At 48.6% G+C, this 19,178-nt stretch carries 18 protein-coding genes; 13 read left to right on the forward strand and 5 right to left on the reverse strand.

Annotated features, from left to right (window positions below; all coding sequences use genetic code 11):
* Positions 1–103 precede the first annotated feature (103 nt).
* Complete coding sequence (locus ACFORK_RS23085; protein WP_379203455.1) at positions 104–1,933, forward strand: sensor histidine kinase; 1,830 nt, start codon at positions 104–106, stop codon at positions 1,931–1,933.
* A complete protein-coding gene (locus ACFORK_RS23090) occupies positions 1,908–3,062 on the forward strand; it encodes a response regulator (protein WP_379203457.1) in 1,155 nt (384 codons plus the stop codon). The genes ACFORK_RS23085 and ACFORK_RS23090 overlap by 26 nt, the downstream gene beginning before the upstream one ends.
* A gap of 59 nt (positions 3,063–3,121) precedes the next feature.
* Here the strand turns inward: ACFORK_RS23090 and ACFORK_RS23095 are convergent, their stop codons facing one another.
* Both ACFORK_RS23095 and ACFORK_RS23100 read right to left on the reverse strand, forming a co-directional pair.
* Positions 3,122–3,946, reverse strand: coding sequence for a WYL domain-containing protein (locus tag ACFORK_RS23095; protein ID WP_379203459.1), 825 nt, complete (start codon positions 3,944–3,946; stop codon positions 3,122–3,124).
* Positions 3,921–5,246: a helix-turn-helix transcriptional regulator gene (locus ACFORK_RS23100; protein ID WP_379203553.1), complete on the reverse strand. Its 1,326-nt coding sequence runs from the start codon at positions 5,244–5,246 to the stop codon at positions 3,921–3,923. The genes ACFORK_RS23095 and ACFORK_RS23100 overlap by 26 nt, the downstream gene beginning before the upstream one ends.
* Positions 5,247–5,408: 162 nt before the next feature.
* On the opposite strand from ACFORK_RS23100, the gene ACFORK_RS23105 reads away from it, so the two are divergent.
* Together ACFORK_RS23105 and ACFORK_RS23110 are read left to right on the forward strand one after the other, a co-directional pair.
* Positions 5,409–6,194 carry a nucleotidyltransferase domain-containing protein gene (locus tag ACFORK_RS23105; protein ID WP_379203461.1) on the forward strand — a complete coding sequence of 262 codons (786 nt, stop codon included), beginning with the start codon at positions 5,409–5,411 and terminating at the stop codon, positions 6,192–6,194.
* Between the two features lies 1 nt (position 6,195).
* The gene (locus tag ACFORK_RS23110) at positions 6,196–7,422 is read left to right on the forward strand and encodes an RtcB family protein (protein WP_379203463.1); all 1,227 of its coding nucleotides are present in this window, start codon (positions 6,196–6,198) and stop codon (positions 7,420–7,422) included.
* A 561-nt stretch (positions 7,423–7,983) separates the two neighbouring features.
* Here the strand turns inward: ACFORK_RS23110 and ACFORK_RS23115 are convergent.
* Complete coding sequence (locus ACFORK_RS23115) at positions 7,984–8,733, reverse strand: class I SAM-dependent methyltransferase (RefSeq protein WP_379203466.1); 750 nt, start codon at positions 8,731–8,733, stop codon at positions 7,984–7,986.
* Positions 8,734–9,028: 295 nt separating this feature from the next.
* Here ACFORK_RS23115 and ACFORK_RS23120 point away from each other — a divergent pair, with 295 nt between their 5' ends.
* From ACFORK_RS23120 to ACFORK_RS23145, 6 genes are all read left to right on the forward strand, one after another.
* Entirely contained in the window at positions 9,029–9,712 is a 684-nt protein-coding gene (locus tag ACFORK_RS23120; protein ID WP_379203468.1) for an HAD family hydrolase, read from the forward strand.
* Positions 9,713–9,799: 87 nt separating this feature from the next.
* Complete coding sequence (locus ACFORK_RS23125) at positions 9,800–10,189, forward strand: iron chaperone (RefSeq protein ID WP_379203470.1); 390 nt, start codon at positions 9,800–9,802, stop codon at positions 10,187–10,189.
* Positions 10,190–10,393: 204 nt separating this feature from the next.
* Positions 10,394–10,660, forward strand: coding sequence for a CD3324 family protein (locus tag ACFORK_RS23130; RefSeq protein ID WP_379203472.1), 267 nt, complete (start codon positions 10,394–10,396; stop codon positions 10,658–10,660).
* Between the two features lie 167 nt (positions 10,661–10,827).
* Positions 10,828–11,850, forward strand: a complete 1,023-nt coding sequence (locus ACFORK_RS23135) for a phosphotransferase enzyme family protein (RefSeq protein WP_379203474.1) — start codon at positions 10,828–10,830, stop codon at positions 11,848–11,850.
* 70 nt (positions 11,851–11,920) lie between these two features.
* Positions 11,921–13,171: a helix-turn-helix transcriptional regulator gene (locus ACFORK_RS23140; RefSeq protein ID WP_379203476.1), complete on the forward strand. Its 1,251-nt coding sequence runs from the start codon at positions 11,921–11,923 to the stop codon at positions 13,169–13,171.
* A gap of 69 nt (positions 13,172–13,240) precedes the next feature.
* A complete protein-coding gene (locus tag ACFORK_RS23145; RefSeq protein WP_379203478.1) occupies positions 13,241–14,401 on the forward strand; it encodes a hypothetical protein in 1,161 nt (386 codons plus the stop codon).
* On the opposite strand, the gene ACFORK_RS23150 is transcribed toward ACFORK_RS23145, so the two are convergent.
* Positions 14,398–15,303 (reverse strand): AraC family transcriptional regulator, encoded by a 906-nt coding sequence (locus tag ACFORK_RS23150; RefSeq protein ID WP_379203480.1) that lies wholly within the window; start codon positions 15,301–15,303, stop codon positions 14,398–14,400. The two genes, ACFORK_RS23145 and ACFORK_RS23150, sit on opposite strands and share 4 nt — an antisense overlap.
* Before the next feature lie 189 nt (positions 15,304–15,492).
* On the opposite strand from ACFORK_RS23150, the gene ACFORK_RS23155 reads away from it, so the two are divergent.
* On the forward strand, positions 15,493–16,332 hold the full coding sequence (locus tag ACFORK_RS23155; RefSeq protein WP_379203482.1) for an SDR family NAD(P)-dependent oxidoreductase: 840 nt from the start codon (positions 15,493–15,495) through the stop codon (positions 16,330–16,332).
* 191 nt (positions 16,333–16,523) lie between these two features.
* Here ACFORK_RS23155 and ACFORK_RS23160 read toward each other — a convergent pair whose 3' ends face one another.
* Positions 16,524–16,895 carry a winged helix-turn-helix transcriptional regulator gene (locus ACFORK_RS23160; protein WP_379203484.1) on the reverse strand — a complete coding sequence of 124 codons (372 nt, stop codon included), beginning with the start codon at positions 16,893–16,895 and terminating at the stop codon, positions 16,524–16,526.
* 175 nt (positions 16,896–17,070) lie between these two features.
* Here ACFORK_RS23160 and ACFORK_RS23165 point away from each other — a divergent pair, with 175 nt between their 5' ends.
* Positions 17,071–17,961, forward strand: a complete 891-nt coding sequence (locus ACFORK_RS23165) for an NmrA/HSCARG family protein (protein WP_379203486.1) — start codon at positions 17,071–17,073, stop codon at positions 17,959–17,961.
* A 330-nt stretch (positions 17,962–18,291) separates the two neighbouring features.
* Entirely contained in the window at positions 18,292–19,146 is an 855-nt protein-coding gene (locus ACFORK_RS23170) for an AraC family transcriptional regulator (RefSeq protein WP_379203488.1), read from the forward strand.
* The last annotated feature ends 32 nt before the right edge of the window (positions 19,147–19,178 follow it).

Genomic DNA, 19,178 nt, shown 5'->3' on the forward strand with positions numbered 1-19,178 from the left:
TTACGCGGCTCTTCTCCTTGCGTTTATAATGGAACAAACGGGGAGGATAATGCTCCTGTTCTATGTGTAGATTGCAATTATTTGATATAAGGGAGACGCAGCTGTGGACACAAGATTATGGATGTCGGTCACACTTTTTTTCGCAACAGGACTTATGCTGTTCGTCTCTTTCCTGTCTTACCAGAAACGCCATCTGCCTGTTGCCAAAACGATGATTCTGATTATGCTGTCGGCGGCGTTCTATTCGCTGGGGTACGGATTTGAGGTGTTGAGCCGAACTTTGGAGCAAGTGAAGCTGTCGCTTCAAATCGAATATTTAGGTATTCCGTTCATTTCGACGCTCTGGTTCTTTCTAGCTCTCCAATTTACAGGGACGGGATTTCGTTATCGCAAAGTACTTGCACTGATCCTGTTCGCTATCCCCATGACAGTCTTCATCCTTCATCTCACCAATGATTGGCATCACCTGGTGTATGAGCGTTATATTCTGAATACAGAGTCTTCCATCCCCCTCTACACTACGGTCAAGGGAACCTGGTATAAGGTGCATACTGTTTATAATTATTCCGTTGTACTATGCGGTATTTCGCTGTTTATCCCCATGTACTGGAAGGCTTTGCCGATGGTACGGAAGCAGATTGTTGTTCTGCTGCTTGGCGCTGTGGCCCCATTTCTGCTTAATACGTTCTTTTGGTATGGCACGAATGTTGACCTGACACCCTTCGGGTTTGCTATTTCAGGTGTGGCATTCGTGTGGGGTATCCTGCGGTTCAATTTACTGCGATTAACGCCGCTTGCCCTCGCCAAGGTGTTCGAGACGATCAGGGACGGGGTAGTACTGCTGGATTATGATGATCGAATTGTCAGTTACAACAGTGCTGCGATAGAAGTACTCCCGGAGCTGGGATCGACGAAGCATTATCCGGTCGAGATGGAGAAAGTGTTGGGGAATAGCCCTGAACTGCTTGAACGTATTCGGGCGGCAGGGGAGGGGGAAGAGCGGTTCCCTTTTCAGCGATTTCAAGACAACCGCAACATGTACTATAACTGCAGCGTGTCGCTCATCTACGATTCGGGCCGGATTCTGATTGGCCGGATTCTGATGTTCAATGATATTACGGAGATCAAGGAAAGTGAGGCCCGGCTGCGCGAGAATGCCCGGCAGTTATCTGAGCTTAATGCGTTTAAGGACAAGCTATTCACGATCATGGCGCATGATATCCGTGATCCGATTGCTCTTCTCGTCAGTCTGACTGAGCTGCTGGATGATGAATTGACGGCTGCCGATTTCGAGAATGCCGAGTTGGTGCGTGAGCTTAAGGGCCAAGTCCAGAGCACCTTTCATCTGGTTGATAATTTACTGGATTGGTATCGCAGTCAAAAAGGCAAGGTGGCCTTTCGTCCATTAGGCTGGAATCTGCAGCAGGTCGTACGGCAGGCCTTGCTGCTGGCTGGCCCAAAGGCCGCTATGAAGCAGATTGAGCTGACAGAGGATATTAGTGAGAAGCTGGTGGTGAGGGCAGATAAAGAGATGTTGGATCTCATTTTGCGGAATTTGCTGTCCAACGCAATCAAGTTTACGGGGGTCGGCGGTAAGATTGATATCAGAGCTGTGCTGGAGGGTGAGCGGATCATCATCTCTGTCACCGACAACGGAGCCGGAATCGATGAAGAGACCTCGGAACTGCTCCGGCTGGAGGAGCCTTTCCTGAAGGCGATGGCTACCGGAGATGATTCGGGAGATGCGAGATTTGGACTGGCGCTCACCCGTGAATTTGTCCGCATTCATGGCGGAAGCCTTTGGTTCGAGAGCGAATCTGGCAGCGGAACGACCTTCTCATTCTCCTTGTCAGGCTCGCAGGGTGTGCCGGAGAGATTCGATAATAGTGATATGGAGGAGGAAGCCTATGAAAGTTATTTTGGTAGACGATGAGCCTACTATGCATTTGATTTTGCGAAAAATGCTGGTCAAATTGCCTGGCGTTCAGGTCGCAGGCGCTTTTACAGACACACGTGCTGCGACTTCTTTTCTACAGGACAATACCGATGTTGAGCTGGCTTTTGTAGACCTTTCCATGCCGGGCGAGAGTGGAATGAAATTTGCCGCCAGGATGGAAGCCGCAGCTTCTCCTGTACAAGTGGTATTTGTGACGTCGCACAAGGAATTTGCCCTGGAGGCTTACGAATTGTCTGTGGTCGATTATTTGGTGAAGCCAGTCTCCCAGGAGAGACTGGAACGGACGGTAAATCGCGTGCTGGCCAACCAACGGAGCATTCAATCCCCGGCGCAGCCCACTCCTGCTGCATCTGCTGCTGTTGCCCGCAGGAATATCCTTACGGCGCTGGGGGACGTCTCCGTGAGCAATGAGGCTGGACGGGTCAAATGGACCTCACGGAAGTGCGCGGAACTATTCGCTTATCTACTGCTGTACCAGGGCAAGCGAATTCCGCGTTCCAGGCTGGTGAAGGATATTTTTGGCGGGATGCACCAGACGAATGCCGAGAGCTACCTGAATACCACTGTCTATCAATTACGTAAATCACTGGAACCGCTAGGCATACGAGAGTGTGTCCGTTCGGAGAATGATGGTTACGCACTCGAATTGAAGGATTCGCAGATCGACTACGTGGAATTTGAACAAGAAGTAAAAAGTTTGTACTTTATTGATACGGAAAATATTGAACAGGCGCTGAATATTGAACGGATGTATACAGGGGATTTGTTCGGTGACAAAGCCTATGTATGGGCCATCCATGAGACAGAGCGGTATGCGGAAATGTATACAGCGTTTGTAAAACAGCTTGCCAGGGTGCTAATTACGGCGGGAGATACCGCTGCTGCGTCGAAGCTGCTGCTTAAGCTGAACGAGCGTAATCCGCTGGACGAAGACGTGGTTGGAGAGCTCATGACGATCCGGCAGATGACCGGGGATAAAAAAGGGCTGAACGCCCTTTACACCGATTATGTCCGGCTGCTCACCCGGGAGCTGGGCATTCGCCCGTCCCAGGAATTGATTCATCTGTATGATTCATTGATTAGCCGATTGAATGATCGAAAATAAAGTGGCTGGAGGGAGCAGAGACTAATTCTGCTCCCTCCAGCCGCAACAATCAGGTGTCATTACGACGATAATTCCTCTTCCGACGGCAGCTCGCCGTAGAGCTTCAGCGCTTTGATCGCCGATTCCTGCATCCGCTTCTTAAGGTAATTGCCCTTCACGACCCGGACCCGCTTGCCGAGAAAACGAAGCTTGGAGAGCAGATAATCACTGTCGTTCCCGGTTAGAATGATGCTGACACTGTAGGCGTCAGTATCCGCATCGTACGCAACGTCCTTTTCAAAGCTGGAGAAAGCATATAAAATGCGGGACAGCTCCCGGTTATAGTCAGGGACGATTTCAATAACAACCTCAAATTTACGTGCATCGCGCCTCAGGCTGATCTCATGAAGAATGCTCTCATATTTGGAGACAGCTATAGGATGGTGTGAGACGCTGACGATCTTGCTCAGCTTGGTGCTCATGAGCGAGCGCCGCCGCAGTTGGTACCAGAGCAAATACCACTCCCGTTTGACCATGGAGTACTCCAGTTTGTAAGGTACCCCCGCGTGCCCCTCTTGAACATTGCCGCGTTTGGTTCCGTACGTCAGTTGGACCGCTTCTTTAGCCATGATGTGGCGGTGTAAGGTGCGGAGGAGCGGGTGATACACCTGCTTTTCCCTGCTGCGGGCTTTTTGCACCAAGTGGTCGGCAGTATCCATCAGAGGATCAGACTCCAGCAGGGAGACCAGCTTCTCCAGCGTCCCGGCAGTGAATGCTTCCATGGCTGCGGGGTGTTCAAGCATGGTCTTCAGCCAGGCTCTTTCGTGGGAAGTGATCATGAAGGTGCCGTTGTCGTCCATACGGGAGATGATCTGATAGTTAAAAATTTTCTCGAACAGGTTCATAGTAGGCCAATATCTCCTTCCATTCAGCGATCATTTCGCGGCGCAGCCTCACGGGTTCAAGCACTTCACAGCTGGACCCGAAGCTCCGCAGCCAAGGCTTGATCTCGGTCGTCCCATTCACGGTGATTTCGTAGATAAAAGAATACGGGTCTTCGTCCACGATCTGTCCCCACTGTCCTTGCAGCAGCACCCGCTCCCTAACGAAATTCGGTTCGGAAACTCCGGGACTATAGAACCTCGCCCGCACCGTGACCGGCAGTCCAGTATCGATCAGCCAGCTAGTCTTCATTTTCTCGTCAAGCTTGTTACGTTTGGTCTGGAAGGCTTCCTCATTTACAGGCTGATCCTCGGTCTCCATCCGCGTGATCCCTTCCATGCGGTACTTGCGAAGGCCTTCCCGGCCGCTCGCGAGCAGATACCACCGTCCGTACTGATGGTCATAGACGACCTTCAGCGGCAGTGTCTTTATCGAGGAACCTTCGGTTTCGCGCTCGAACAATGGATTGGTGTTTTTGGAGCCGTAGCTTTTCTCGGACTTTGGAGAGAAGTAGAGAAAGGTGACGCTATGGCGCTGGCGAATGGCATTCAAAAGAGTGAACAAATGGGCTTCATCCAAGATGCGTGAATAATAATGATACTTATATAAAAAAGCTTCGATGGCTGGTTGTTCGGTCTGATTGCGCAAGAGATGCCTTTTCAATCCGTCACGCAGCAGATAGCCTTGTACAGAAGGAACCTGAGTGTTCGCCATGACATCCACAAAATCATACAAGTCGATAAGCTCTTCTTGGGTTAACTGCTGCACCAAATCGTTATGTACACGGTAGCGGAAAGGACGGGTGGTCCCTTCTTTGCGGATGACGCCCACCTCTTCCAGGTACTTCAGATCCGAACGGATCGTCTTCTCATCGGGCTGGGGAACACCTGCGGGCAGGCTGCCACAGCACATATCCAGAAGCTCCATCGCTGTCAGTGCCTCTGTATTCATGGCACCCAGCAGGAGAGAAAGGCGCTGGCTTTCGGTTTCTTTTACCGACTTGGCCCGGAAGAGAAATAACAGCATGGGGTCAGTAGAATCATAGTAGCTGTACTTTAGAGTCTCAGCGAATTCTTTACCCTGTTCCTCCGGGAGGTGCTGATAGGTAGCGCTCACGATATCCTTGAGCCGGCGGAGGGTCTTGTCAAAGGTATGCACGGAAATACCCAGCCGGTCAGCGAATTGCTGTCTGTTGAACGCGCCGCTCGTGAGCGCAAGCATTCGCAGGAATTGGATTTCTTTATCAAAGCTTTCCTTGGCCACCTGAATTCCCCGTTTCATGAAAGTCTTCCTTTCATTGTAACAGGGCAAGGGTAGGGGTGAAATGGCAAACTGTGCTCTGATCGTAATACTTTTGCCATGTTCGAACTTCCGGAAATAAGCGAAAATATGCGTAGTAATGGAGCTGAGCAGGAGGAGAGCCTTATGAGCGAAGTTAAAACGATCATTATAGAAGAGCTGAAAAAGATCGAAAGGGAAGAGAACGTCCGCATTCTGTATGCCTGCGAATCAGGTAGCCGGGCCTGGGGATTTCCTTCCAAGGACAGTGATTATGACGTAAGATTTCTATATATCCGGCCGCTGGATTGGTATCTGTCTATTTTTGAAAAACGGGATGTCATTGAACGACCGATCAGCAATATGTTGGACATCAACGGTTGGGATTTGAAGAAGGCCTTGAATCTATTCCGTAAATCCAATCCGCCGCTGCTAGAGTGGCTGCAATCTCCGATTGTCTATATGGAGGATGAAATCGTCGTCCGGCAAATCCGTGACATTTCTTCATTCATGTTCTCCCCCAAATCGTGCATGCACCACTATCTGCATATGGCTAAGGGGAACTATCGCGATTACCTGCAGGGCGATCATGTGAAAATAAAGAAGTATTTTTATGTGCTTCGTCCAGTGCTGGCCTGCGAATGGATCGAGCGATTCCATACGATACCACCTATTGAATTTCTAATATTAATGGAGACCCTGCTGCCGGAGGAGGGCTTGCTTAGAGCGGCCGTCGATGATTTGCTGGTCCGTAAAAGAGCAGGAGACGAGATGGATTACGGTCCGAGAATTCAACCCATTAATGAGTTTTTGGAGGAACGAATCAGCTACTACGAGCAGGTCGTATCCGGAATAGAGGCTGCTGAAGGCGGTCAGGATGGACGGCTCGATGAATTGTTTAGAACATTAGTAAAGTTACAGGAGTGGGTGTAAGATGACATATCAGAATATTGACGGTGTACGTGTTTGGGGAAAGCCTGACGAGGGAGCACTTGCTCAGGCGAGAACCTGTTCCAAGACGGGGAACGTAGTTCAGACGCTGCTTATGGCGGATCATCATAAAGGGTACAGTCAGCCTATTGGCGGTGTTGTTGTCTATGACGGGCAAATCTCGCCCTCCGGTGTGGGCTATGATATTGGATGTGGGAATAAAGCGGTGCGGACGCAGCTGTACGCAGCTGATGTAAAACCTGGGCTGGCCGGAATCATGAATGATATCGCTCGCCAGATTTCTTTTGGCGTGGGTCGTATCAATAACGAGAGATTGGATCATGAGTTGTTCGACGATCCGGACTGGGATGTATACCGAACTATAGGAAAGGCAGAGCACGATAAGCTGAAAACGTTGGCCCGTGATCAACTCGGAACGGTTGGTTCAGGGAATCATTATGTGGATCTCTTTGAGGAAACGGCGACAGGGCGGCTGTGGATCGGTAATCATTTTGGCAGCCGGGGCTTCGGGCATAAGACGGCAAGCGGTTTTATCAATCTGGCAGCAGGACGTGGATTCTTAGCCAACGCGCCGGGTGAAAAAATGGATCAGCCGCCACTCCTGCTGGATTTGAACAGTGAGCTAGGGGATATGTACTACCGTGCCATGAAGCTGGCAGGGCGTTATGCGTACGCAGGACGGGATTATGTAATGCGCAAAGTGCTGTCCATCTTGGGGACGGAGGCCGACTTTGAAGTACACAACCATCATAACTATGCCTGGAAGGAAACTCATGACGGGAAGGAGACAGTGGTGGTCCGCAAAGGTGCTACACCGTCTGCACCGGGACAGATGGGTTTTATCGGCGGGAGCATGGGAGACATTTCGGTAATCGTTAAAGGTAAGGATACCGCAGAGAATCGGGACGCTTATTACAGCACGGTTCACGGAGCCGGACGGATCATGAGCCGGACACAGGCCGCAGGCAAAATGAACTGGAAGACCCGAACCCGCAGCGGCGGAGTAATCTCGAAGGCGCAAATGCTGGACGCGGTGCAGGCATTTAATGTGGAGCTGCGCGGAGCCGGGACGGACGAAAGCCCGTTTGTATACCGGAAGCTCCAGGAAGTACTGGACGCTCACGCGGAGACGATTGAGGTTATGCATGTCTTAAAACCGATCGGAGTGTGTATGGCAGGAGCGGACGAGTTTGATCCGTATAAGGATTGATTATGGGCTTATAGGGATTGCTTTGAGTAAATAAGGATTAACTATGTGCGTATAGTGATTAAGCATGGACGTACGAAGATGAAGCATATTGTCCTATAAGGAAGGACCTCAGCTCCCACGTTATTGTGGAGCTTGAGGTCCTCTTTTGCAAACGGATTTTCATACCCTAGGTGCTGAACCACCGAAAGGCCTTTTCTGGGGAATTAAGGGACAAAAATGCACTTAATCACCCCATAATGGAAATATTGCGAAAAATAAGGTGCAATTTTGCCTTTAGTAGCTGAGTTTTGTACACTGTTGTCCAGCTTACTAGCTCAGCACTAGCACCCAGTTGACTAGCTCACTAGTTCAACAACCCACCAGCTTTTTCTGTCCACTAGCGTACCTACGCAGCAGCAGCAGCAGCACCCAGTCGACTAGCTCACTAGTTCAGCAACCCACCAGCTTTTCAGTCCACTAGCGTACCTACTCATCAGCACCCGACTAGTTCACCAACACAGAGGCCCACCACTCAGTTAACCAGCGCACCATTCCAGCGACCCATCCACCGGCCGACCAGTTTTAGAGTAGGCCAGTAATCATAAAACGCTCTGAGTTTGTCATAATTCCTTGCTCGGTTTGATTCTCTGCAATAAATCGCTCAAGAATCTGAAAATCCTCTTCGTTCTGGCCGAAGCCAGGAATGATCGGCGTATGCTTCAACAGAAATATCAGGTCTTCAGCGGTCTGGTAATACTCGGTGATGTTATATTCGTAGGACTGAATCTCCCTGAAGCCTGCTTCACTTAGCTCGGTCAGGTACTGCTGCTTGAGGGTGCCACCCGGTGTACCCCAAGCTTGCCCGCTCCCAAATGCTTCTTTAAGGTTCAACTTATCATTCTCGGCCACTTGCTGGGTCAGGAATACTCCATCCTTGGACAAGACTCGTGCTATTTCCTTGGCGGAATAAGGAGAATGTCTGCATGGGATCACATTAAAGAAGTGTGCCGGAAACTCCAACTGATCACCATTCATCTCCAGAAAACGGACATTTGTTCTGCCGGAGCTGGATAGATTCCTGTTTGCTGTCTCCATCATCCCAGTAGACTGGTCAATGCCCACCAGCAGCGCTGCTGAATCAGCTATGGATAAAATGGCTTCTCCGCCGCCTGTTCCGATATCCAGCAGGAGGTCGGAGGGGTGACATCTCTTCGTGACTTCACGGTAGAAGTCCCAAGGAGCTTCTTCGGACACGCATTTCACATGGCTGAAATCCCAACCGTTTAATACACCGACTCTATCATAAAATTCCTTATAATCTACCTTGTTCATTCTTAAATTCCACCTTCCAATGAGAATAAAATAATACGGAGTCTCCGCTGGCTATTGCTCAAGATTGCACTGGGTCAAAGGGCAGACTTCCCCCTTGACGGCTGGTACGCGTTTTATCCAGCCCGGCAGCTACATACCTCGAACGATGCGGAAAGACATCCATTTCACCCCGATTTAGAAGATTTTTCAATTATAAAATTCGGCGAGTGAGTGATCAAGAGGTAGAATGATTATAGTGGTTTTAGGCGAATCCGCTTGGACCCTAATTTAACCTCAGAGGAGTGAATACATCCAAGTGATAAGGGCTGTGCTGTTTGATCTGGACGGAACATTGCTGGACCGGGATACATCCTTGAAACGATTTGTTGAAATGCAGCATCAACGCTTGGGGCATTGCCTTGGCCATACTTCGAAGGAAGCTCTGATTAACCGATTTGTCGAGCTAGATGCAAGGGGCTATGTATGGAAGGATGTAGTCTATCGGCAATTGATAGATGAGTTTGGGATTCAGGGAACAACGTGGGAAGAACTACTTAAAGATTATGTGTCTCAGTTTCATCAGTCCTGTGTACCATTCCCTAATTTGGTTGAGTTGTTAGAAGAGTTACAGCGGCAGGGAATAGAGCTAGGTCTGATAACCAATGGCTTTACAGCACTACAAATGAGCAATATCCAAGCCTTGGGCATTGAACGATTTTTCTCGGCCATACTGGTATCAGAACAGGAAGGTCTAAGAAAGCCAGATCACCGAATATTTAATTTAGCAGTAGAGCGGCTGGGCGTAGCACCCGAAGAGAGTATATACGTAGGAGATCATCCGATAAATGATGTGCAGGCCTCCAGAGAGGCCGGAATGAGAGCGATTTGGAAAAAGGACCAGTACTGGGAGCCCCCTGTTGAGGCTGATGCGATCATTAATGATTTGTCCGAATTGGTAGGAGTGCTGGAGAATTTTATCCATCTCGAACCATTGAAGTGAGCTTTAAAGAGCTTGAAATAGCGCTAAATATAGAATGAGCCCAGAAATATATAACCATACTAACCATGCAGTGAAAGGAGGAATCATATGGATACGGACAAGCCTGTTTTTGAGACAATAGATGAATACATCTCGTTGTTCCCTACCGAAGTTCAGCAGACACTTCAGACGTTAAGAGGTGTTATACACGAAGCTGCACCGGAGGCGGTGGAGAAGATCAGTTATCAGATGCCCACCTTTGCGCTGCAAGGCAACCTGGTGCATTTTGCTGCTTACAAGAACCATATCGGCTTCTACCCGGGGGCCAGCGGAATTGCCGCTTTTAAGGAAGAACTGTCAGGGTATAAGGGAGCCAAAGGCTCTGTGCAATTTCCCATCGGCCAACCAATGCCCTATGAATTGATAAGCAGGATTGTAAAATTTAGGGTTGCAGATAATGCCAAACGAAGGGAAAATAAGGGAAGGAAGAAAAAGTAATCATATTGCATGTTAAGGAAGGGAGGGGCACCACATGGCTAGATTAGATCAGCGCTCTATGCAGAGTTTATTCTATAAACAACAAGCGGTTGTTTGCATAGAGCTGAATAGAAATAAGTAACCGCTTTTATATGACAGTGTTCATGTTTATAGAATAGACTTTGCTACCTTTAAGATTTCAACATTTAAAGGAGCGGAGCTATTATGAAATATGTAAATGCTGACCTAATCTTCCCGGAAGCCTTGCTGAAGGAAGTACAGAAATATGTCCATGGCGGGATGGTGTACATCCCCAAGCCGGATGGCGTGCGCAAGAAATGGGGCGAGAAATCCGGCAGCCGAAAGTATCTGGATCACAGAAATGAGACCATTCGTTTAGAATTTTCAACCGGGGTCACGATGGACCAGCTGGCCGACCGGTTTTGCCTATCCAGAGATAGTATTAAGAAGATTGTATATGCAAAAAAGTAGTCACATAAAGCCGCATTGGGACTTATTCTGATGTGGCTTTTTGCTGTGTAAAATACAGTTTTTAATCATTTATTGTATATTTCCGGGTGGCCCGTCATTGCTATAATGACCAACAGAACAGGGACGGCGTTATCGATCCCAGGCACAAGACACCGGGAGGACTAGGTATGGATGATTTTTCCAGGTATGACACAGCGCAGCATAGGCGTTCTTTATTGAACAAAGCCAGGACGATAGTTCTGTCGGCACTTATGCACTACGATATCGAATGGGAGGGCATCCAGTTCATTCAGCTATCGGACACCATCACGTATAAAATAGAGACGAAATCAACGGGCCATTATTTACTGCGTATTCATTCGGACCTCATGAGCAAAGAGCAAATTCAATCCGAGTTAACGCTGTTACAGGCGCTTAACTTATGTGATGATCTGACGGTTCCGGAAGGGATTGCAAGCCGTGATGGCTCGTATGTATTGGACATTGAGGTTGCTGGTGAGCAACGTCGTCCCTATTATGTGACCATGATGCGTTGGGTAGAGGGCAGCCACGTAGAAGGTGATTTTACCGACAGTTTGGCTAATAAAATGGGGATGCTGATGGGCAGGCTTCATGAAGCCGCTGTGAAGTTTGACCCGCCAGCAGATTTTACGCGCCCTGTATGGGGTGCCGGCAGCTTCCGGTCTGAGTTGGCTAAGCTGGAACAGCATTATTCCGTATTTTTGTCGGAGGAGGCTTGGAGATCCTATCAGGCAGCTGCTGAAAAAGTGTGCTCACAACTCGAAGAAATACCCTGCAACGATCGTAACCATGGTCTTATCCATGGCGATTTGCACAGCGGTAATATCGTTATTCTGGAGGATGAGCCCTACCCCATTGATTTCGGAAGATGTGGCTATGGCTATTATCTTTACGATATGGCAGGGGCGTTGTTGGGGCTTTGGCCGAAGCACCGCTGGATGTTCATACAGGGATATGAGAGCGTAAGGAAGCTTACAGGGGACTATGTCCGCGAGCTGGAATGCTTTTTCATCATGGTTATGATCGGAAATTACGCTCATCATGCCTCTAATCCGCTGGAGACAGCAAGTCTGATTGAGGAGCAACCCTACGCTCAGGCTTACATTAGGGAATTCTTGAGCGGCCGATCATTTCTGTTCGAGGTGGTCGATCTTGTGAGAAGTAATTAACAGTTCCCACAGTGTCAAAAGGTTTACGATATAAGGGTATGCTACTATTCCTTATCGGGGAGGCGGTCGTGTGCAGCCCAAACCGCATATTCAATCGATAATCGAATATATAGAACGGAATCTCGCTGCGGGGCTGGACATACAGCATCTTACGAAGCGGTGCTTCCTGTCGCCCATGCAGTTATATCGAGATTTTTATAGTGTGACAGGTCATTCGGTGAAGGAATACATCCGCAAGCGCCGACTCTCCAATGCGATGGCACTGGTGAAGCATTCAGAGATGCCGCTGGCGGATATCGCGATGGAATGGGGGTATAGCTCCCAGCAGGCTTTTTGCAAACATGTCAAATCCACGCTGGGACAGTCCCCTCTGGAATATCGGAACGGGGATTGCTATTATTATTTCCCGCCGTATAACAGCCAGAACGACAGGCAAGTGTCAGTGGCCTCAGAATGTATTCCGGAGACGGTGCGAGCAAGGTATTATCACAGTAGTCTGGAGAATATTGAACGGAATGCCATGCGGTCTCTGTTCTCCCTGCTTCCTGGCTACAGGGGGCGCATTTTTGGGAGGAACGGCAAGCAGGATGGGAATCGTTTTTGCTATGAGCTGTATATTCAGGGTATTGACGCAAGGGATTTGGCGGAGGGGGAATTTACAAGCTTGGAGACAGTTTCTTCGTTTAACAACAGTTTTGCGACCGTGATTGTCGATCATAAGGAAGATGCCATCTTCGAGGCCTGGAATTATCTCTGCATTGATTGGCTAAACAGGAGCATGTTCGTACAGAGTGAACGACCATACTTTGAGGAATACATAATCAGACAAGGCACATTCCAGAAGCTAAAGCTGTACCTGCCATTGCACAAGCGCAGTGACTTTCCCCGAATTACACTAACTTGTCCAGGTGAGATGGTCTTCTTGGTGTCGGAAAAAATGGGTCCGAGAGCGGAAGAGGCAGCAGCGGCAGCAGTCACAGGATTTGCAGCAGTCTATTTCCCTCACTTGCTGAAGAGTGAGCAGGAATTCTATGTCTCCCGAATGCCGGACGCTTGTATCTGCGGAATTAGAGTTGCAGAGGCACTGGAGCTTCCACAGAATTCTGAAATAAAGCTGCTGAGAGTGGAGGGCGATACTTGCTGCGCGATGTTGCAGGAAAGTGGCGGCGGCGATTATACGGTATATGATCAGATTCTTTCCGGATGGATTAATGACAATGGGTTGCTGTGCGAGGATGAACCTGCTTTTGCGGTATACCAGGCCATCAGCGATACTGGGAGCGTGCAGCAGAAATTATATCGCAGACTCAAAAAATGGTAAGAACGGATAATACTACGAAGTACGAAACGGCTACAATGGGTGACATCAGTGACGAATGGAGGAATCCTAATGAATACAGCCAAAAAGCTGGATGCAAGCCCCGAGGGTTATGGACCCAAGGTAAAACCAGTCATTATGAGCATGGTGGAGGAGGCAAACCGCATCAGTCAAGCAGAGGTATTGGTAGAACAGGTGAACGAATTCTGCGCTATTGTTGACAGAAGTGAAATCAAGATTGTCGGAATTGGCTTGACGATCACCTACGAGAGCCGTGGCTATGGTTATGGGCGAAGTGGAACGGCTGGCCGTGATTTAAATGATTATTTTTTTGCCCGAAAAATGATTGCTGAAGGAGAAACGGCGCTGCTAGCCGATATCCTTGGGGTGAAGCTGGCGGAACAGGAATTGCTGAGCGCACGTTATGATATCGCGGGGGATGGCAACTACAGAGTAGTTGTTGGGATTGCTGTGGACAGCTTGGCGAATCTGCCGGCTCATCTCCCGGAGAATACGGTAACGTTGACGATACCGGCCTGCCGCTATGCCAAGATGTTGATCAACGGGAAGAAGCAAGAAGGCAGAGCCGGATATGACGAACGGATGCAGGCTGACGAGTATTTTGTCAATGGCTTCCGTACCGATACAAAGTATGTTTATAACCCGGCAAGCTCCCCCCTCAATACCTATGATGAGGACGGGGATATGCTTGTGAAGTACGAGCCGATCAAGCTTCCGTCCAATGCTGGGGATTCTTTCGAGACTTTAAGATGCCGCCCGGTGACGCTTCCCGAGATGAAAATAGCATGCAGTGTGACCCCTCCTGACTCGGAGGAATTTGTAATTACCAAATACTTTGAAGTGGAGCAGCAGGTCTTTGCAGTAGAAGCGGCTCAATATTATCTGCATGATTACTATGGCTTTCCAGTTGATACGGGGGTGGAGGGACAAGTGAACAGTTGCTTTGGTACACGGGTTAGTTCCTTCGAGGGGCTGCCGGATGGTGTGGAAAAGATCACGCTGCCCGGTGGCATCTATCTGCATATCTCGCAACTGGAGTTCAACGGCGACAATCCGGCTATGCCGTATGATGCCGCATTTAACCATCTGGATGAGCTGTTTCTAGCCTCCCATCCACAATATGAGCGTGACTGGAGCAGGCACGTCATCGCTCGTTTTCGCCAAGCCAACTGTGCCTCGGTGTTTGTTCCGCTTCTATACAAAGGCATTTAGCTGAACCGCTTAATATCGCTCATTGGAGAGAAGCCGAACAAACGCGCATATTCCCGGCTGAATTGGGAGGGGCTCTCATAGCCTACCTCGAACGCAATATCTGCCACATGGGTAGATTCGGTTAACAGGCGGCGGCGAGCTTCCTGCAGTCGAATTTGCTTCTGATACTGGACTGGGGTCATGGCGGTCACTTCTTTGAAGTGACGATATAACGAGGAGGAGCTCATGTTCGCAAGCTCAGCTAATTCTTCGATGCGCAGCGGCTGGTTGTAATCCCTCTTGATCCGCTCGACCACCTCAGCAATGGAGGCGTAATTACTTCCAGCCATGGCAATCTGCTTGAACACATCTCCTTGATCATCGCTAAGGAGTCTGTAAATAATCTCCCGTATGACAAGGGGCGCCAGTGCCGGAATGTCCTTCGGCGTCTCTAACAGGCCTACCAGTCTGACGGCTGCGTCGAGGAGAGCATTATTCATTTTGCCTACGAATAATCCTCTATGGTATCTATTAGTGCTCTTGGGAAGTAGGTCCGTCTCCTTCATGATCTGAAAGATTTGGCTGGCCTCTAAATCCAGACGAATCGCTAAGTAGGGGGATTCAGGAGAGGGCTGAGTAGCCCGGCCGGTTATCGGCACATCCAGAGACACCGCGAGGTAGTCAGATACCCCGTATCGGTAGCGCTCATCTGCGAGCATAATAACCTTCTCACCTTGGGCAACGATGCATAGCGATGGTTTTTGAATTCTGCAGATCGGAACCTCGGAGTGGGAATCGCGAACCAGATGCAGTGAGGGGATGAGGGTAGCATGGTCGCCATCTTTACCGGAGAACTTCTCGACGAGCTTCGCTAGCTCCAGCTGTTTATAGTATGTTTTTTGAGCATCATCCAGCATGTGCATCCCTCCCATTACTGTGTTTCAGTATAAATTCTTGAACTGTGTTTGTTAAGTAAGGTGAGAATAATAGGCAAGAACGTGAGAGTAATATTCTAACGGAATTTCACCCGGCAGGAGCATAATAAGGTTGTTCCAACAGACCGGCGGCAATCGCCTATTACACAGTAATGATTATCCATTGGAGGGGAAAATATGCAACATGATAAAGTATGGTACGTGACCGGTGCTTCGAAAGGGCTGGGGCTGTCCTTGGTGAAAAAATTGATTGATAGCGGATATAGAGTCGCTGCAACTTCACGTAATATAGAAGATTTAAAGCAAGCCGTGGGTGAGGTGTCGGAAGGACAATTCCTGCCGCTCGCGGTCGATCTGACCCAAGCAGATTCGATCCAGGCATCCGTGACAAAGACGTATGAGCAGTTCGGGCAAATAGATGTAGCGGTTAACAATGCAGGGTATGGCATCGGTGGTGCAATCGAGGAGCTATCGCAGAAGGAGATCATGGCTAACTTTGAAGTCAATGTATTTGGTCCCATTAATGTCATTCAAAGTGTGCTGCCCTATATGCGGAAGCAGCGGTCAGGGCACATTTTCAATATCTCGTCTATCGCGGGCTTCGCTCCGCATTTGGGCTGGAGTGTGTATGCAGCGACGAAGTTCTCGCTAATGGGACTGACAGAAGTGCTTGCCCAGGATGTGCAATCTCTGGGGATCAAAGTGACGGCAGTAGTACCCGGAGGCTTCAGAACGGAGTTCAATAAGGCGGATTCCCTGGTTCTGTCTGCCAATAAAATTGAGGATTACAGCAAGCTTCACGCTGGACATAACCAGTTCGTAGCGGCAGATGGCAAGCAGCTTGGTGATCCTGAAAAAGCGGCAGAGGTGTTCATTGATCTGGCGGAATCACCGAATCCGCCGGCTCAATTGTTCCTGGGCAGTGATGCTTACCGGAGAGCATCCGAGAAGCTGGACCAACTGCGTGAAGAACTGGAAGCGAACAAGGACGTCAGCTTCCGAACTGATTTTGAATAAGTGGCGATCACTATCCTGAGAAGCAGGATGGAAGTAGTGTTCTAATTTTGTTAGATCATGATTAGCTGAAGCTAGTGGCAAATGCCGTAAAACCAAAAAAGACAACGAGTCCCGATAACGGATACTCGCTGTCTTTTTATATTTGCTGAAGACCAGTTCAATTTATAACCCGGTTTGTATTCTCTCCATGCTTATCTATTTGTACAACAACGATATTCGCGACCATCGACAAGCTGCGGATGTTCCCCCCAGTTTTCACCCCATGTACGCATTTGCGCAAGCACGGGGATATACTCCCGTCCTTTATCGGTTAGTGAGTATTCAACGGTTACTGGTACAGTAGGAAACACTTCGCGATTGATGACTTTATATTGCTCCAAATGACGCAGGACATCCGTTAAAGACTTGATGCTGATGTTATCTAAATTTCTTCGCATTTGATTAAATCGTTGCGGCCCCAGACTAAGTAAGGAAAGCACCAAAAAGGACCATTTTCCGCGAACAACCTCCAAAGCTTCACGAATAGAAATGAGGCATAGTTCGTCCCCTTTGCGTACATCCACAGAAATCACTCCTAACTAAAATATAGGTAGTCTACTTTATGAAGTTATATAAAAATAATGTGTCTCCTTTAAATTATATAGTTAATAATTTAGGATAACAACAGGACTTATTTTACTGTAATGGTTTAGTTTAAGCAGAGATAGTCTTATACAGCTTAGAGAGGAGCATGGGGATATGACTGATAAAAAGATATTGGTTTTAGGCGCAACGGGACAACAAGGAGGTGCCGCTGTTAGGCATTTAATCGCTGATGGCTGGAAGGTTCGTGCATTTGTTCGCGATTTATCAAGCGATAAGGCCCTGAAACTAGCCCAACAGGGAGCTGAGCTTTTTTTAGGTGATATGAACGATTTTGCCTCACTTGATGCCGCTATGCAGGGGGTATATGGCGTATTCAGTGTTCAAGCATCGGGCTGGAACCCTACTCTCGAAACCAATGCCGATGAAAGACGTATCGGGAAGGCTGTAGCGGACGCTGCCTTAAAGGCGAACATTCAGCACTTCATTTATACATCAGTTGGCGGTGCAGATGCGCAATCCCGTTATCGTGACATGCAGAAATGGGATATAGAGCAGTATATTCTTTCATTAGATTTGCCGGCTACCATATTGCGTCCCGCCACCTTTATGGAGAACTTCTCAGACCCGATGACAGCCGGTGTGCAGAACGGAATGATCGCACAAGCCTTCAAGCCAGATGGAGTGATCCCGCTTGTAGCTGTGGACGACATCGGCGCTTTCGTTGTGTTAGCACTTAGATTCCCAGACGACTATTTGGGCAGAACTGTCGAAATTGCCGGTGACATGCTAACACCCGTACAGATTGCTGATGCTATAGGCCGCATAACCAACCGAACCATTCCTTATGTTCAAGTTCCGCTGGAAACATTGCGTCAGCATAATGAAATCTTGGCCGGCGTGTTTCAGTGGCTAAACGAAGAAGGCCACGAGGTCGATATTTCTGTTGTGAGCAAGGCATTCCCGGCACTTACGGATTTCAATACCTGGATTGAAAAGCAAGGAAAAGCGAAGTTTGAGGCATTGTTTCTTCCAGAGCGTGTATGAGATTGTTAATTAACAGCTCTGGCATTCGAAGACCGCAGTCATAACCATCGGTTTAGTCGGTGGTTTGAAAAAAAGCGCGAGTAACAGGTTCATTTCACACCTGTCACTCGCGCTTTTTGGTGCGGGAGGATGTCGGATTGCACCCTCAATGAGGAGGTAAGTCCGAAGTGGCGGCATATTTGCCAAAGCAAGACACACATAGGGACGTTATGACGAAAATATTGCTGTGCAATACAACATTTGCGATGTAGAGATTTACAAATGTTTTACAACTCATTGACGCGGCGCGCATATATGGCTGATAGATTGGGGGGACAAGGGGTGATGGCTATGAAAAATTTTACAGAATCGGTCTCCACGACATCTCAGCCTGTTCTGGCAAGTGACAACCTGGGTTGGGATAAGGTCAAGGTCTCGCAATGGTACAGTCCGCAACAAGCGTTTAGTCCCTCGCCGGAGCCCAAGTATTTGGTAGGAATTCATTGTACGGCTTATTACGAAAATTATTATACGATTCATATTACCCCATGCAACGAGAGCCTCCTCTGCCCCTGGGGCAAGACGTCGTTATATTTCCTGAATATTGAGATCACTCCTTCTGTGATTGAAGAAGTTGCCCGTGAATCCGGATTTTTGACGGAAGGGCACATTCAATTAGACCGCAAATTCCATGTCAAAGATTCCAAGCTCCTGCAGTTAGGGCTCTGGATGCTGGAAGAATTGCAGAATGGCGGAGCGAAGGGGAAAATATACAGCGATTCACTGTCCAATATGCTAATCATTCACTTACTGCAGCACTATTCCTCTGTCATTCCCCAACATTCTGGTGCTAAAACGCTAGCGAACCAGGAGATTTTCCGCGTTATCCAATACATGCGAGAGAACCTGGAGGAAGATGCTCCGCTGGCTGAGCTGGCCGCGAAGGCCAATATGAGTCAGTCCCACTTTATCCGTGTCTTCAAGCAGCAGACCGGTTATACTCCCCATCACTATTTAATCCGCCTCCGTATTGAACGCTCCAAATTCCTGATCCGATCAGGCAAGGTAGGCTTGAAGGAAATTGCTGCTCAAGTCGGTTTTGCCGACCAAGGGCATTTTACCAGAGTCTTTAAACGGGAGACTGGATTGACTCCGAAGCTGTATGCTTATCAAATTTCAGCTAAACCCGGCTCCATGTCGGAATAAATATGCAAATGAGAGTTTTATTCAAGGAAAGA

The sequence above is a fragment of the Paenibacillus sp. GCM10012306 genome (genome assembly GCF_042649265.1).
Taxonomy (GTDB): domain Bacteria; phylum Bacillota; class Bacilli; order Paenibacillales; family Paenibacillaceae; genus Paenibacillus_AQ.

Coding starts and splice junctions, on each gene's coding strand:
- ACFORK_RS23090 (WP_379203457.1), top strand. CDS start 1,908: ATGAAAGTTATTTTGGTAGACGATGAGCCTACTATGCATTTGATTTTG.
- ACFORK_RS23095 (WP_379203459.1), bottom strand. CDS start 3,946: ATGAACCTGTTCGAGAAAATTTTTAACTATCAGATCATCTCCCGTATG.
- ACFORK_RS23105 (WP_379203461.1), top strand. CDS start 5,409: ATGAGCGAAGTTAAAACGATCATTATAGAAGAGCTGAAAAAGATCGAA.
- ACFORK_RS23110 (WP_379203463.1), top strand. CDS start 6,196: ATGACATATCAGAATATTGACGGTGTACGTGTTTGGGGAAAGCCTGAC.
- ACFORK_RS23115 (WP_379203466.1), bottom strand. CDS start 8,733: ATGAACAAGGTAGATTATAAGGAATTTTATGATAGAGTCGGTGTATTA.
- ACFORK_RS23125 (WP_379203470.1), top strand. CDS start 9,800: ATGGATACGGACAAGCCTGTTTTTGAGACAATAGATGAATACATCTCG.
- ACFORK_RS23130 (WP_379203472.1), top strand. CDS start 10,394: ATGAAATATGTAAATGCTGACCTAATCTTCCCGGAAGCCTTGCTGAAG.
- ACFORK_RS23135 (WP_379203474.1), top strand. CDS start 10,828: ATGGATGATTTTTCCAGGTATGACACAGCGCAGCATAGGCGTTCTTTA.
- ACFORK_RS23145 (WP_379203478.1), top strand. CDS start 13,241: ATGAATACAGCCAAAAAGCTGGATGCAAGCCCCGAGGGTTATGGACCC.
- ACFORK_RS23150 (WP_379203480.1), bottom strand. CDS start 15,303: ATGCACATGCTGGATGATGCTCAAAAAACATACTATAAACAGCTGGAG.
- ACFORK_RS23155 (WP_379203482.1), top strand. CDS start 15,493: ATGCAACATGATAAAGTATGGTACGTGACCGGTGCTTCGAAAGGGCTG.
- ACFORK_RS23165 (WP_379203486.1), top strand. CDS start 17,071: ATGACTGATAAAAAGATATTGGTTTTAGGCGCAACGGGACAACAAGGA.
- ACFORK_RS23170 (WP_379203488.1), top strand. CDS start 18,292: ATGAAAAATTTTACAGAATCGGTCTCCACGACATCTCAGCCTGTTCTG.